Raw genomic sequence first — 13824 nt, 5'->3', positions numbered from 1 at the left:
CAATTAGTGTCATGTTTAGAAAATTATTACTGACTGTTGGAATGCAGTGTTTTTAAGATATTTAGTAAGGGTTATGCATTGCGCTAACAGCCTAACTCGGACTACAGAATGAGACGATGTTGTTAGGTGATTATTGTTGCTGTTGCTGCTGTTTCTCGCGGTAGGCACCGGGTGAGCAAGCAAACCAGCGTTTGAAGGTGCGGCTAAAATTAGATACATCTTCATAGCCCAATTGCATGGCAATAACGTCTATTTTTTGGTTGGTTTGATGTAACAAACGACAGGCATCACGTTTTTTCAGGGTTTCGATAATACTTTTGAAAGAAGTGTTTTCTTGTCGTAGTTTTCTAATTAGTGTGCTTTTTGACAGATTGAGTTTGTGAGCAGCTTCTTCAATAGTCAGTTCGTAACAGCGAGAGGCTTCAAGCAGATGAATAATTTTGTCTTCATAAGTATGCTGCTGGGCTAATCGCAGAAGCTCCACTTCACATTGTTCTTGCGCCATATTTAGCGAGTGTGGATCACCGGATAAACATCGGATCGCCAGCCAGGCGACAGGGAAGCGTATTCTTGCTACTGGCGCAGAAAATTGAATATGCGGTCCCAAAAAGGATGGGTATGTAGCGTGCCAAGCTGGTGCGTCGTAGGGTAATTCAATTAAACACTCATTCACCAAATTACCAATAGCAAAGCGAATAAAGTTATGCAGCATCTTGATGACGCCTTCATACAGAACTATTTCTACTGGTGACCAATCTCCAGAGGGAGTAATCGAAAGATAAATATAATCACTTTGGGTGCTGAGACTGAAATCGACAATTTGCGAGCGGGTTGGATAAAATTTAACCACAAAATCGAGGCATTGCTTAAAATCTTGCGCATGGGACAAGCCAAAACCTAAGTGGCCATGGCTTGAGACTGAAATACTATCAGCTACTTCTAAACCTAACCACGGCGGTATGCCTTGTTCAAGCATAACCTCAATCAGCAATTTTACGTGCGACAAGGGGATGTAATGCTCAGTTGCATCAAGGTTAGAAAGTGCGCCCAATTGCTGTAAATTTACATTGTGCTCCTGTGCATAACGTAAAAAATGGTTCCAATAGGTCACTGAAATTAAGTGTTCTGACTGCATCAAACACTCTGCTCTTTGGCTTTTTTATAAAGATAGTTAATCTTAATGGTCTGTGACTTTATTATCAATCACGCTTATATGCCTGGTGGGTGAGAGGTAAGCTCCAAGGAGTAGATTGAGTTCACACGAGAGTAAGGATATAAGGCTGAATACACACTGTTTTACTATTAATCGGGTGAGTTTAAACAGCGGCCGCCGTTATGGCGGCGCTAACAGCCTCGTCTGAATCAATGAGTTGTTGTAAGCCGGAACATTGTGTCACCGGCATACTTTGTCTCAACTTTACTTTTGTTTTTCACTAGTGGCAGGTTGACCGTATTTTTTAGAACGTGGGCCATGCAACAAACCATTATAACTTTCAGCAGAAAACAGTCTGTTAGAGGTGATAGCTGCGATATCGAAGCCCCTATCAGTAACCGTTTCAATAATCTGATTTAACGCTGCTTCTACCAACATACCGACTAAGCCGCCGCCATTATTACCCCGTGTTTCTGCACTCGATGCACTAGCGGCACCTTGCCAAAGTACATCACCTGTTCTTAAGTCGACTAAAGTTGCGGAAACACTTACCACAGTGTCACTGGATATTACGACGTAGCTTGTACCATATTGCTCTATAGTCAGATACAACGCTGCATCTGCGGCAAATATTTCGTGAAGTTTTTGAATCGGCACTGCATGTATGTCGTTGGCAACGGTTAAACCATTGTTCTTAAAGGTTTGATCAACCACGGCGACAGGAAATACGTAAAAGCCCGACTCGGCAATAGGCGCAACTAATTGTGCCATGACACTGTAGGGCGCGACTACTTCTGTTGATTTATTCAGAGGCAGTAATACTACAATTGAGTGGGGATCGGCGCTTCTAAAAGCCGTATAATCTTGGCCGGGAGGCATAGATACACAGGCACTGGTTAATGCAACAGCAATAAGCACGATGACAAGTTGAAGATGTCTCATATTTTTTCTCCAGCCGTCTTATTCATTAAAAAGTCGAGGTAAGCAGCCGACTCTGGGAACAAGGCTTTTTCTTGTTCAAAATGAGTGGTACCTTGTTCTGCGTTACCTGATTCAAAATACAACATACCGAGGTGGGCATGTACGCCAGGTGCAACCGGCTTGCCTTTGCCTCGAGCTTGTTCAATGACCTGCTCTAAAATCATAATTTGCTGACTAATCGATGTTTCGTCAGCCTTAAAGTAGCTATATATGGCTTCTGGATAGGCACCATAATAATATGTGGGCTCAACGGTTTTACAACCGGATAAAAAAAACACCGCAGAACAAATAACAAACAATACGCGCATTTAAGTATTTCCTTATTTAATTATATTTTCCAAGTTCCAGTCTCAAGACCTGTCACTAAGTTGTTAACGGCCTCACGAATAGCTAAATCTAGTACTTTGCCGTTCAGTGTTGCGTCGTAACCCGCAGTACTACCAAAGCCAATTACTTCGCGCTCAGATAAACTGTATTCACCTGCACCCTGCACTGAATAAACCAGTTCGGACGTTGTTACATCTACAATGTTGAGGGTGACCTTGGCGTAGGCTATTTGCGATTTACCTTTACCTAGCAGACCAAATAACTGTTTGTCACCCACATCTTTGCGGCCAAATTCAGTTACATCGCCAGTCACTACAAATTTTGCACCTGCTATGCTTTGCTCTGCGCCAGCAATATTTGCTTCATTTGCTAGCATTGCCATATTGTCGCGGTCTAACACCGAAAAACGGTTTGTTTGCTGTAAGTGGCTTAGCAAAGTGGTTTTTGCTTGACTACCCAATCTATCGGTACCTGATGAAAAAATTCCATTTTGGAAACTTGACCTATTCACAAAATTACCCACAGCGATCTTGTTTTTAACTCCTGCATAAGCAGTATTGTAGGTATTAACCTTAGGCGTTTCGATAACCTTAGATGTAGTGGTTGCGCAACCTGATAACAATATTACAGTTGCCCCGGTTACTAGAGCTGACATAGAGATTTTTGATATTATTGATTTCATTTGTATTCCTTAAATTAAAGTCGATTAGGTCAAAAATTAGCGAATAAGATATGCCTGAGTAGGTAGATGTTTGCATCGGGCTTACTACCTTGTAAACCAATTATTTAGAGGTGACTATTCTTTATCGTTGAGCCGCATTTATAATCCAATTTATCAATAAGTGCTACTCCTTTGCCAAAACACTTTGACTTTTGCAACGAAAAATTACAGCGCTAAATTTAATTATTATCACTCCTTGGCGTTAATCGAGTTTAGCTATGGTTATTTCAATATTTTTACTGCTTCCTGCAAACCAACTTTGCACGTAAATACTGCCGATAACGGGAGGCATGCCATCTTCTGGCACCTCTTTATATCGAACGCTATTTTTATTCTTTTTCTCTAATTCAAACTTAACTTTTTTCTCAGACATAATTCAGTTTAGCTATTTGAGTATTAATGACTGAAATATAACCTAAAACCCTCAATTTCTTTTAAGTTTATTAAAATATTTGAGTAACAAAAAAGACCCAAAAACTGAAACAGAGAGTTCACAGACATCAGTCAGCAAGAACAAGTAGAGTAAGTTTTAAATGCTTTAATGTGCTATCTCTGTGCCGAGCCACTGATTAACCGTTGAAACAATCTCGTCCGCTTTATTCTCTTTCATTCCGGCATTGTGGCCCACTAGCCAGCGCACTTTGTCCATCTCTGGTTCAAAGATAAAGGCGCTGTCTCCGCTAAAAATTTCATCAGGAATTGGGCCAGTTGCCAATGCAAGGCTATAATTTGATTGGGCGGTTTTGCTACTTTTCCTTTGTCTTTCGGCGTAGGCGTAGAGCACTGGCTTAATTGGCCTTGTTTCGCTGCGCGGACGGAAGAGATGAATTCGACCAAGGGGCAACAAGGGCTCAGTGGTTCGGGTAATTGTACCTGCCTCACGGTCAAAATGGATAAGTAACTTACGTATAGCCAATGTAAATAAGCCAAGAAATAGCAAACCCACAAATATAAGGATTAATTTGTTTATTAGAGGATAGTCCGTCATCGGTTGCGGTTCGACCGAAAAACAGAATCCAGCCAAAATCACTCCAACAATTGGCCAACCCCAAGGAGTTGATGAAAAAATAAGATGCTGAGTCGAGTTTTCTTTTATATTCACCGTGGCCTTCTGATCATGAGATGTGTACTGTGAAAAAAATATACACCAGTTTGCTGATAAAGATATCTACTGGCGTTAAATACTTTTATGCCTACACTCATCAGGCTTAAAGTTAAGGCAGTAATAAGCATGTGACTACAAACTGTAAAACTCATTTATCAACATAGATGTTCTGAGCTTGGAATAAGCTTTAACATTAGCAGAGAAATTCGCTCTTTGGTTAAAGCATAAGTTTATTGAACAAAGCACAAATGTATCTGCAATAATAGCCCGAATAAGTGAAGTTGGTTTGAGCATGACGTTGCGGCAATATTCACATTAATTTGTGCAATCGACTCTACTAATCAGCTTGTTATTGAGCACTAAGGAAAACATCTAAACATGAAAAATATTGAAATTTATCAAGAGCCGATAGCCTTGTATCAACTCTTAAAGCTTGAAGCCTTGGTATCCAGTGGTGGAGAGGCCAAAGCGGCCATTGATGCGGGTAAGGTGTTAGTTAATAACCAAGTGGAAACCAGAAGGCGCAAGAAAATATTGTCTGGCGATATTATTGAGTTTGAAAAACAAGCGTTTGAGATTGTGTTAAAGCCAAAAGAGCAGTAGAGATAAATAATCTGTTAGTTTTTGATTTCCATTTATTGTTGTTAGGGCGATTAGCAGGGTGTTAGGAAAACCAATAAGCTGAAGATTTTACAAGAAAAGTAACTTGGCTAGTGTGATTAACTAGCCAAGTTTGTATACCTATAATGAAGCGACAAGTTGTTCTTTAAGTATTTCTGTATCGTCGGGGAGGGGATCAAGAGGCTTACTACCTTCACATAGCTTAGACTCTTCTCGAACCAAAAAAACCTCAAAGCGCTTTCCAGGCAGCAAATTCACTGGGCTAGCTGGCTTGGCTGTAACTTTATAACTTGCACCTTCTTCAACATTAAGGACGAAATTAACCTGATCAGCCTCACTACCACCGTAGATTGAAGATCTCTTGCAATAACTTTGGGCGCACACTGCATAACCTCTAAAAGAATGCAATCCTGGCGTCAGGTTGAGTGAAACAAAACCACTTGCTTCAATACTGCCAAGCGGTAATCCATTTGCTTTGGGAATATTTAGCTGCTTGTCATTATGCTTTTCAATAACTACAGAGTAGTCTCCCTGAGCAACAAATTGGTTACTGACCAGTTTCCCACATGTTTCTGCATTAGCATTTAATGATAAAAAAAGGGCTGACATTGACAAAAAAGTATATTTAATTTTCATAGTAATTCCTTCTAAAATGTTTTTTCCCGTGGTTTTTGAACCACCATTGATGACTATATTATATACGGTAAGAACATAACACTTTTTATCTGTAATAACAGTGGGAGGAATGATCACCACTTATTGATAGCTGCGTGATCTAACCTGTGAAATGGCAGAGCCGATAAAGACTAATCAGCCATGGCTAAATTCAAAAAAAGGACTCCAATCGGTATATGGCGATTCAGTGGTAGAGGTATAATATTACTGTTTTAGATATTCTAGCGTGTCAACCAACTCAAATTTAGGGCTGCGTTGGATAAATTCTCGTAACATGGCCGTATGGGCTGAACCCATTAAAATTAACACTCGATCATTTTTGGTCATTTTTATTCGATTTAAGTTCGAATAAATTTTCATATTTCTAAGATAAAACTGAGCGGCTTGTTCAGCACCTTCAAACCCATTATCGATGGCAACATAAAGCAGCTTATCGGCGTTAGTATTCAAAGAGTAATCGAGCATTATTGGGTGATTAGTTAAGCTTAACTTTTCGATTAATGATAACTGATCAAAACGACTGTCTAATTCACCGATCTCTGGATGATGTTTGAATGGCTCATTGGTCAGTTCCAGGTAGGTTTGTGGGTCAACTGAATTTTCCAACTCAGGACTGCTTTCGATAAAATCACCCAGACTATAGTTATAACCCATATGGTTATCGATACCATACACTTTCTCTAAACCGCTCAATCTAGCCACATCAAACCCTATCATGCTTAATTCTCCATAAGTAGAGTCCAGCTGGCTGGGATGATCTAAAAAGGCTTGGTAGGCTTGATTTATTTCATGTTCATTTTCGGGTAAGAATTCAAGGCAGATTATGGTTGGTTTAAATCGAGCAATGAGCTTTGAAATTGTTTTTATTTCTTGTTGGTTACTCAGATCACTTTCATCAAAATCGACTTTCGTGGCGTCACTTGTCGTACCGAAGTGAAAGCTTCCAACATTCAATACTTTAATTTTACTCTCGGTCACAGAAACTGTGTCAACAACAGGTATTGAGGATGATGTTATTGGCTCAGCACTACAAGCTACGATAAGGAAAGTAACAAAAAAGATGATATTTTTCATTTATAAAAGACAGAGCCTGATTAATTGATCAATTTGAGGTGGCTTAAAGCTTTAGTTTATCCCCACGCTTAAACCAGCAATTCGAGTAACAGTTAAACATGCCCGCAGAATAAATAAGATCCGTCTTATAAGCAATAAGCGCAAACTTGCTTAGATTTTTATACGGCATATTTATAATGAATACAGCTGTCAAAACACTTTTTGTTCTCGAGTCTGCTATGGCAGCCCTTGGGCATAGAGGAGACGGTTTCGTGTCGATGAAACTCACCAATATCGTTTTGTTGTATTTCGGTATTCATCCATCAGTATATGAAAATGCTAGGATATTCATATTATGAATTATGGAGAGGCGATTTGTTATTAAATATTATGTGCCCTTAGCGCTTATTTATCATGGCTGTCCATGTAACGATATTATGTGCCCTTAGCGCTTATTTATTATGGCTGTCCACGTAAGGATATTATGTGCGCTTAGCGCTTTTTATTATGGCTGTCCACGTAAGGATATTATGTGCCCTTAGCGCTTATTTACTATGGCTGTCCATGTAAGGATATTATGTGCCCTTAGCGTTATTTATCATGGCTGTCCACGTAAGGATATTATGGGCCCTTAGCACTTATTTATCATGGCTGTCCATGTAAGGATATTATGTGCCCTTAGCGCTTATTTATTATGGCTGTCCACGTAAGGATATTATGTGCCCTTAGCGCTTATTTACTATGGCTGTCCAAGTAAGGATACGATAAGGACAAATATTTTAGGATAATATGAAAAGGAATCACCTAAGAAAAAAGCTGGGTTTATTTGTCTGGTACAATACGCATTTAAGCGCTCTTCAACCGTTATTTTTATAAGGCCTCACATGTCATTTTCAGCACTGAAGTTATCAGCCCCCATTTTAGAAGCATTAACTGAATTAGCTTACAGTCAAGCGACACCCATTCAAGAACAGGCTATTCCGGTCATTTTAGCCGGTAAAGATCTTATTGCTGCTGCGCAAACCGGTACAGGTAAAACCGCAAGTTTTGTCTTACCTATTCTGCAAAGGCTTAATACAGATCGTAAACTCCGGGGGAAACGCATTCGTGCACTTATTTTGGTACCCACGCGAGAATTGGCGGTGCAAGTTGAAAAGAGTATTGGCGCCTATGGTCAATTTTTAACGCTTAGCTCCATGGCAATGTATGGTGGCGTTGATATGGATGAACAAAAACAGCGCTTAATTGGCGGTATTGATATCCTGATAGCCACGCCAGGGCGCCTACTAGACATGGCGCATCAACGCGCATTGCACTTTGATGAGCTTGAAATACTGGTATTAGATGAAGCCGATAGAATGCTGGATATGGGTTTTATTACCGACATTAATAAAATTATTGAACGCCTTCCTGAGCAGCGTCAAAACTTACTATTTTCTGCCACTATTTCAGATGAAGTGCGTGCTTTAGCCAAACGTTCTATCAATAATCCAGTGGAAATATCGATAAAGCATAACGAGGCATCCGCGCCCAAAATTGAGCAATGGTTGGTCACGGTTGATAAAGACACTAAATCGGCTTTATTAAGTCACCTCATTAAAGAGCTAGCTTGGGATCAAGCGCTTATCTTTATTGAAACTAAACAGGGGGCGGCTAAGTTAGTCAGTCAATTAGAAAAACGGGGGATTCCAGCAGAAAGTATTCACGGTGATAGAACCCAAGCTGTGCGTGAACAAATCTTGGCAGACTTTAAGTCGGGTAAAATACAATTTTTGGTAGCAACTGGAGTGGCTGCCCGTGGTCTAGATATTCAAAATCTATCCCGCGTGGTTAATTATGACTTACCTGATCAAGTAGAAGATTATATTCATCGAATCGGCAGAACAGGTCGAGCAGGGGCAAGTGGGGAAGCGATTTCATTTGCGGCTAAGGATAACTTTAGAAACCTGTGTGCCATTGAAAGCCATCTTGGTCATGTAATTACTCGAAAAACGTTTGAAGGTTTTGATGTGAGGAAGGCCGTGCCAGTTTCCATATTAAATTACGTGCCCAAAAATAAACGTTAATTACTTTTTTAACTCGTCATTAGTAACTCTAACTACTAGGAAGGCAAACGAGCCACGGGTCGTTTGTGTGGTCTTTTTCGCTATTCATCCTTCACTATAATAGAATGCGGGTATATCTACTCAATAGCAGCTTTCTTTATGAACCAAGACGATAATTCAATTCAAGTTAATCAATCTAGCCCTGAAAAAGGCCTACTATTTAATAAAAAGAACAAGGTATCGGTATGGGCTTCACAACATCCTTACGCTGATATTCCCGATGATTATTTTGCTGAGACTTTTTTCAAAAACGATACTCGGGCAAGAAATACGTGGTCAAATAATTACAAAATACGGTATTTCGTGCCAAATCAGATGGAGACCAATGGTGCTCATGAAGGCACGATTGATATTCATACTGCAGCGGGCAACTGTTCTTGTTCCAGCTCTTTTATTGTCAATTTGATGAGTAAGGCCAAGAAAAACAAAATGGAGCAAGTGACGTGGATCATTTTACTTTTTGAACAAGAATACAGTGTCAAACTCAGTGGTGTCGCTCACGATGAATACACCACCTTTTTGGGTGCCTTCAATTATGATGCCTCCAGCGCAAGCTTGCTGGGCGAAGAAGAGCCACAAGAATAAGCCCGACACAACAAGGTTATCTCAATATCTACCACTTTCAGCGACAATTAGCATGATTTTTGGCAATATTGACCCTTAAACAGGAGTACAAGATGCAAGCAAAATTTACCGTTCAAATTGATTCTTTTCATAAAATCAACAAGATTAAAAATGCATGGTCAAATGAGGATTATCATGCCCTCATGACGATTATGGATTTTGACGATAATCTAGAACAAATGGACACCACAGAACTGAGAGAAATGTGCATGATGTCGCTCAACGATCTTGAACCTGATGAGGCGGCCAAAGTGGTATTAACCCGTCTATTTCCTGATGAATCACAAGGCAAAATAGAACAACTAAGCCACGATATGCCAGATGACCGCCTATGGGAGGAGTGTCCAGATTGCCTATATCACGAACGCTTATTCAGTGCTTATGCCTTATTACGAGAAGCATTTAATGGTGTTTTTGCCCAACCAACAGGAGTTGAACTGACCCTTACTGTCACGGGCCATGATAGCGAAGATATGCTGATATTTGATCAGTCACCCTATTCCGCTATCGTACGTTTATTCGCAAGTGGGCAAAGTGATGACGCGCTCATAAATCGCCTATACGAAGAGCAAATCCAAGGTCAACAGTTTCCTGAGGCACCCGGTATTGTTTGGCAGTTGAAGCAGATAGCAGATAATGGCCTAACACGTCAATTTAGCTTAGTCAGTTCATACTTCTGGCTTAAGAACTTTCAGCAGCTTGATAATTTTAAAGCAGTATCCCATGCCGATGCAGTCGATGAGGATGAATAAGTCTGAGTTACTACAGATAATGAGCTTGTTAGGGGCAGAACAGTATCAATGATTTGATCATGAGCTGCCATTGCTGATTAACCTTGTTAAGCCTTGTATACAGATGCTTTACATATCTTCCATTGAACTTATGTCCATGCTCAGGCGTTTCTTTTCTTGAGCCATGTGCTGTCTTAGATTTTCAAAAAGCTCTTGCACATTGGTAGACTCGTCTGCCCCTGAAAGTCCTTCGTAAAGATCGCAGAAATACTCATCAAAACGCTGTGCTATATTTTCAACATCAGCAGAGTTGATTTGGCTGCGCTCAAAGTCGGGATTAAACAAATGTTCAACACTCTGTTCGCGATCAAATTGAATAAACGTTTCACGCACTTCAACGGGGGAGCTTTCGATATAGCTATCCACGAAACGTAATAACTCAAGCTCATGTTTCACTAAAATATTAAGTAGCAGTTTGACTCGCTCATTGGTGGCATCTAGCGACAGCGAGCGATAAAACTCAGCAATACGTGCATGTGATTTTTGAGTATGCAATAAAAAATCATAAACCTTGGAGAAGTTACTCATGGATGTTCTTCCTATTTTAAATTCGCTAACGTGTTACTCACAGTTGATATTTTTGATAACTGCTTAAGCACATTAATCTAGCTGTTGGCACCTACGGTAACACGTGAATGTACTTTAAACTTGTTTTCAAATCCCTTAATTGCTGCAAGGACTTTGTTGGTTTAATACCCGCTACTGAGTTGGCATTAGAGTAATTTCACGCACGTCGCAGCGCGGATTGGCTGAAATAGCATAAACCACCGCATCAGCTATATCGCTGGGATCTAACTTGTCAGGTTTGGCTTCGTCGAAAAACGGCGTGTTTACCATGCCTGGGCATATAATCGTGCAGCGACCATTCCATTCAGCCATTTCGGTGGCTAAATTTTGGCCAAATCCGTAGGCGAACCACTTAGATGCGCCATACACTGAGCCCTTGAGTGTTATCTTGCCGGCTATTGAACTGGTGATAATAAAATGTCCCTGTGTTTCTCTTAATGAGGGCAAGCTGGCTTTTGCAGTAAACAATAAAGCGTTGATATTAACGTCGAGCATGGTTTTCCATTCATCGGGATCACCTTTCTCAATACCAGCAGAATTTGTGCCCGTGCCAGCATTCGCAAAGACAACATCTATTCGACCGAATTTGTCTTTAGCTTTGGTAACCACGTTGTTAATTTCGTCCAATTTTGAAACATCTGCAGTTACTGCCAAAACATTATCTTCACCCCAACGTTTGACTATTTCATTGAGTTTGTCGGTGCTTCTTGCCGTGATTACTGCTTTGTGCCCTGCTTTAAGTACCTTGTCGACGGTCGCAGCACCTATGCCGCTGGACGCACCAGTAATGAGTATTATTTTTTCATTATTCATTGATTTTATCCTTAATCTAAGACGTGCTTTGCTAATACCAAAGCAATACTGATACCACTTCAATGCATATCAATAGCACTGGGTGCTTGATAGAATCAGTCACATCAGAATAGATAAATATATAGCGTAATTTCGTAACTATTTTACGCAGTATGTAAAATTTTCATGGTGGGTAAGCACAAGTTAATTTTAACAATTTACTCATACCAACAAGGACAAATATCTTGGCTTAAAAAAAGCCAAACTAAACTAGATTACTTGAATTAAGGTCAACTTAAATTTAAGTGCGACTGCTCACTTTAACTTGGTCAACATGATGCTTGAAGCGGCTGAGTAATAAGCTTATTTTGGGTTGAATGTAGGTTTGGCAAAACGGTCTGTCGGGCGCGGTATAAAAGTAGTTTAAGAACTCGCTTTTATTCTGTTTGAATTGTTTAAAAGGGTAGACCTGAGTAATAACTGTTTTATCGAAACTGGTCTTTAACATAATTAAACTGTCAGAGGCTTGATTAAATTGAACGTCATCGTAGGCATATATTGCCGAGCGATATTTTCCACGCATAGCATGATTGGATGTGCTGGCGTGGGTATGAAGATGAATTTCGATTAAGTCTGTCAACGAGATGACTGCGGGCTCAAAATGGACTTCAATTGCTTCAGAAAAGTCACCGTTTTCGCCGTTTGATGCTATCCATCCTTGATTGACTTGAGTAACACCAATCAGTGAGCTAAATACGCCTTCGGTGCACCAATGACAACCACCACCTAAACCAATTTTACGGATAGTCATAGTTAAATTACCACGTCTCTGGGCAGGCTAAGTCATTGTACTTAATGTCTATTGCCCTCAGGTCAGGAAAAGTCATAGTGATAAAATTAATACCGCTGTTAGTTAGTTTTGTTGTTCAGGCCCAAATGACTACTGCAATGATTAATTTAGTCCCTACTAAAGAGGGGCAGAGTGGACTGCTTTAACCACACTGTCCCATCTTTATATAGGGTGCTGACTTTACCTACTTGGCGTTGAAAGCAGGGTAATCACTGTAACCTTCCTTGCCACCACCATACCACTGGCTTGCATCATCAAAAGGTGTCACCTGCCAACCATTTTTATACCGGTCCGGTAAGTCAGGGTTGCTAATATAGGGACGTCCAAAAGCAATTAAATCAGCTTGGTCGTTGGCCACCGCTTCGCTGGCACTTTCATAAGTATAACCACAATTACCTATAATGGTTTGCTTAAAAAGAGGCCTGATATCGTCGAGGGTCATTGGCTCGCCTAGCTCGTGAAAGCCAAAGGCAAGGCCATCCATCACGTGCAGAAAACCAAGTTTTTGTTCATTCAAACGTTGAATCACTGTGGTATAGAGTTCGCGATAGTCTGGGCAGCCCATATCATTAAATACGCCATTAGGAGATAGTCTTACCCCTATTTGACTGGCGTCAAAAACTTCTTTCACTGCCGCCAACACTTCAAATAGAAAACGCATACGGTTTTCTATACTGCCACCGTATTCATCATCTCGTTTATTGCTTTTTGTATCTAAAAATTGATTTAGCAAATAGCCGTTGGCAGCATGTACTTCGACACCATCAAATCCCGCTTGCTTGGCATTGATTGCCGCTTGTTTGAAATCATTGACGGTGCGCTGGATATCATCTTTTGACATTGGCCGAGGCGCTTCGTAGCTTTTTTTACCTTGAGACGTGTGGATCCCATCACCATCAATGGCTACATCTGAGGCACTAAAAGGCAGCTCTCCATGGTGAAAGTCGCTGTGCGAAGCGCGGCCACAATGCCAAAGTTGCAGCACTATTTTGCTGTCTTTGTTATGCACACGGTCAACAATCTGTTTCCAACCCGCTACCATGTCTTGGGTGTAAATGCCCGGTGAGTCTATCCAACCAATGCCTTGTTCTGAAATCACCGTTGCTTCTGTGATCACCAAACCAGCAGTAGCTCGTTGTTCGTAGTAATCACCCATTAATTTATTAGGTATACGCGTTTCAGTCGCTCTTCCACGGGTTAGAGGTGCAAGTACAAAGCGATTTTTAAGCTCAGCCGAGAACAAATTATGCGAATCAAATAACGTTACTGTAGACACTAAGTCTCCTTTAATTTTTTATATTATGTGTCAAAAAGCAGCAAAAGTGCCTGATTGACACGCTTTAGTTAGATATTGGTAGGTGTGAGTATGCTGTGAACAGCAATTAAGTTCAGTTTGTGCTGTTTAAATTGTATGACCCCGAGTCAAGGTTCGCCTAAAGTAAACTATCGGGGTCGGACC

At 40.5% G+C, this 13824-nt stretch carries 16 protein-coding genes; 4 read left to right on the top strand and 12 right to left on the bottom strand.

Features of this window, described 5'->3' with window-relative positions; all coding sequences use genetic code 11:
• Positions 1-130: 130 nt before the first annotated feature.
• From ABKW31_RS07610 to ABKW31_RS07585, 6 genes are all read right to left on the bottom strand, one after another.
• On the bottom strand, positions 131-1135 hold the full coding sequence (locus ABKW31_RS07610; RefSeq protein WP_348615724.1) for an AraC family transcriptional regulator ligand-binding domain-containing protein: 1005 nt from the start codon (positions 1133-1135) through the stop codon (positions 131-133).
• 282 nt (positions 1136-1417) lie between these two features.
• The gene (locus tag ABKW31_RS07605; protein ID WP_348615723.1) at positions 1418-2095 is read right to left on the bottom strand and encodes a DUF799 domain-containing protein; all 678 of its coding nucleotides are present in this window, start codon (positions 2093-2095) and stop codon (positions 1418-1420) included.
• The gene (locus ABKW31_RS07600) at positions 2092-2442 is read right to left on the bottom strand and encodes a DUF4810 domain-containing protein (RefSeq protein ID WP_348615721.1); all 351 of its coding nucleotides are present in this window, start codon (positions 2440-2442) and stop codon (positions 2092-2094) included. Before ABKW31_RS07600 ends, ABKW31_RS07605 begins: the two co-directional genes overlap by 4 nt.
• Before the next feature lie 20 nt (positions 2443-2462).
• Positions 2463-3116, bottom strand: a complete 654-nt coding sequence (locus ABKW31_RS07595; RefSeq protein WP_348616025.1) for a CsgG/HfaB family protein — start codon at positions 3114-3116, stop codon at positions 2463-2465.
• 268 nt (positions 3117-3384) lie between these two features.
• Positions 3385-3555: a hypothetical protein gene (locus ABKW31_RS07590; RefSeq protein ID WP_348615720.1), complete on the bottom strand. Its 171-nt coding sequence runs from the start codon at positions 3553-3555 to the stop codon at positions 3385-3387.
• A gap of 165 nt (positions 3556-3720) precedes the next feature.
• Complete coding sequence (locus tag ABKW31_RS07585) at positions 3721-4284, bottom strand: hypothetical protein (protein WP_348615719.1); 564 nt, start codon at positions 4282-4284, stop codon at positions 3721-3723.
• Positions 4285-4665: 381 nt separating this feature from the next.
• On the opposite strand from ABKW31_RS07585, the gene ABKW31_RS07580 reads away from it, so the two are divergent.
• Positions 4666-4890: an RNA-binding S4 domain-containing protein gene (locus ABKW31_RS07580; protein ID WP_348615718.1), complete on the top strand. Its 225-nt coding sequence runs from the start codon at positions 4666-4668 to the stop codon at positions 4888-4890.
• 138 nt (positions 4891-5028) lie between these two features.
• Here ABKW31_RS07580 and ABKW31_RS07575 read toward each other — a convergent pair whose 3' ends face one another.
• Together ABKW31_RS07575 and ABKW31_RS07570 are read right to left on the bottom strand one after the other, a co-directional pair.
• Positions 5029-5544: a hypothetical protein gene (locus ABKW31_RS07575; protein ID WP_348615717.1), complete on the bottom strand. Its 516-nt coding sequence runs from the start codon at positions 5542-5544 to the stop codon at positions 5029-5031.
• A gap of 243 nt (positions 5545-5787) precedes the next feature.
• Complete coding sequence (locus tag ABKW31_RS07570) at positions 5788-6657, bottom strand: DUF5694 domain-containing protein (RefSeq protein WP_348615716.1); 870 nt, start codon at positions 6655-6657, stop codon at positions 5788-5790.
• An 863-nt stretch (positions 6658-7520) separates the two neighbouring features.
• Between ABKW31_RS07570 and ABKW31_RS07565 the strand changes: the two genes are divergently transcribed.
• From ABKW31_RS07565 to ABKW31_RS07555, 3 genes are all read left to right on the top strand, one after another.
• Positions 7521-8702 carry a DEAD/DEAH box helicase gene (locus tag ABKW31_RS07565; RefSeq protein WP_348615715.1) on the top strand — a complete coding sequence of 394 codons (1182 nt, stop codon included), beginning with the start codon at positions 7521-7523 and terminating at the stop codon, positions 8700-8702.
• 138 nt (positions 8703-8840) lie between these two features.
• Entirely contained in the window at positions 8841-9326 is a 486-nt protein-coding gene (locus tag ABKW31_RS07560) for an immunity 22 family protein (protein WP_348615714.1), read from the top strand.
• A gap of 92 nt (positions 9327-9418) precedes the next feature.
• On the top strand, positions 9419-10117 hold the full coding sequence (locus ABKW31_RS07555) for a hypothetical protein (RefSeq protein ID WP_348615713.1): 699 nt from the start codon (positions 9419-9421) through the stop codon (positions 10115-10117).
• A 108-nt stretch (positions 10118-10225) separates the two neighbouring features.
• Here ABKW31_RS07555 and ABKW31_RS07550 read toward each other — a convergent pair whose 3' ends face one another.
• The 4 genes from ABKW31_RS07550 to ABKW31_RS07535 all read right to left on the bottom strand — a co-directional run bounded on the left by ABKW31_RS07550 (position 10226) and on the right by ABKW31_RS07535 (position 13641).
• Entirely contained in the window at positions 10226-10684 is a 459-nt protein-coding gene (locus tag ABKW31_RS07550; RefSeq protein WP_348615712.1) for a hypothetical protein, read from the bottom strand.
• Between the two features lie 171 nt (positions 10685-10855).
• The gene (locus ABKW31_RS07545; RefSeq protein ID WP_348615710.1) at positions 10856-11536 is read right to left on the bottom strand and encodes an SDR family oxidoreductase; all 681 of its coding nucleotides are present in this window, start codon (positions 11534-11536) and stop codon (positions 10856-10858) included.
• Positions 11537-11816: 280 nt separating this feature from the next.
• Positions 11817-12326, bottom strand: a complete 510-nt coding sequence (locus ABKW31_RS07540) for a peptide-methionine (S)-S-oxide reductase (RefSeq protein ID WP_348615708.1) — start codon at positions 12324-12326, stop codon at positions 11817-11819.
• Positions 12327-12549: 223 nt separating this feature from the next.
• Positions 12550-13641, bottom strand: coding sequence for an alkene reductase (locus tag ABKW31_RS07535; protein WP_348615707.1), 1092 nt, complete (start codon positions 13639-13641; stop codon positions 12550-12552).
• Positions 13642-13824: the final 183 nt, after the last annotated feature.

Source organism: Paraglaciecola sp. 25GB23A, from assembly GCF_040012495.1.
In the GTDB taxonomy this organism is placed as follows: Bacteria; Pseudomonadota; Gammaproteobacteria; order Enterobacterales; family Alteromonadaceae; genus Paraglaciecola.
Note: the sequence above shows the minus strand (reverse complement) of the source record. Positions and strands in the feature narration are given on the sequence as shown.

Excerpts from the sequence above, each read along its gene's own strand:
- ABKW31_RS07610 (WP_348615724.1), bottom strand. The coding sequence starts at position 1,135 with ATGCAGTCAGAACACTTAATTTCAGTGACCTATTGGAACCATTTTTTA.
- ABKW31_RS07605 (WP_348615723.1), bottom strand. The coding sequence starts at position 2,095 with ATGAGACATCTTCAACTTGTCATCGTGCTTATTGCTGTTGCATTAACC.
- ABKW31_RS07600 (WP_348615721.1), bottom strand. The coding sequence starts at position 2,442 with ATGCGCGTATTGTTTGTTATTTGTTCTGCGGTGTTTTTTTTATCCGGT.
- ABKW31_RS07595 (WP_348616025.1), bottom strand. The coding sequence starts at position 3,116 with ATGTCAGCTCTAGTAACCGGGGCAACTGTAATATTGTTATCAGGTTGC.
- ABKW31_RS07590 (WP_348615720.1), bottom strand. The coding sequence starts at position 3,555 with ATGTCTGAGAAAAAAGTTAAGTTTGAATTAGAGAAAAAGAATAAAAAT.
- ABKW31_RS07580 (WP_348615718.1), top strand. The coding sequence starts at position 4,666 with ATGAAAAATATTGAAATTTATCAAGAGCCGATAGCCTTGTATCAACTC.
- ABKW31_RS07575 (WP_348615717.1), bottom strand. The coding sequence starts at position 5,544 with ATGAAAATTAAATATACTTTTTTGTCAATGTCAGCCCTTTTTTTATCA.
- ABKW31_RS07570 (WP_348615716.1), bottom strand. The coding sequence starts at position 6,657 with ATGAAAAATATCATCTTTTTTGTTACTTTCCTTATCGTAGCTTGTAGT.
- ABKW31_RS07565 (WP_348615715.1), top strand. The coding sequence starts at position 7,521 with ATGTCATTTTCAGCACTGAAGTTATCAGCCCCCATTTTAGAAGCATTA.
- ABKW31_RS07560 (WP_348615714.1), top strand. The coding sequence starts at position 8,841 with ATGAACCAAGACGATAATTCAATTCAAGTTAATCAATCTAGCCCTGAA.
- ABKW31_RS07555 (WP_348615713.1), top strand. The coding sequence starts at position 9,419 with ATGCAAGCAAAATTTACCGTTCAAATTGATTCTTTTCATAAAATCAAC.
- ABKW31_RS07550 (WP_348615712.1), bottom strand. The coding sequence starts at position 10,684 with ATGAGTAACTTCTCCAAGGTTTATGATTTTTTATTGCATACTCAAAAA.
- ABKW31_RS07545 (WP_348615710.1), bottom strand. The coding sequence starts at position 11,536 with ATGAATAATGAAAAAATAATACTCATTACTGGTGCGTCCAGCGGCATA.
- ABKW31_RS07540 (WP_348615708.1), bottom strand. The coding sequence starts at position 12,326 with ATGACTATCCGTAAAATTGGTTTAGGTGGTGGTTGTCATTGGTGCACC.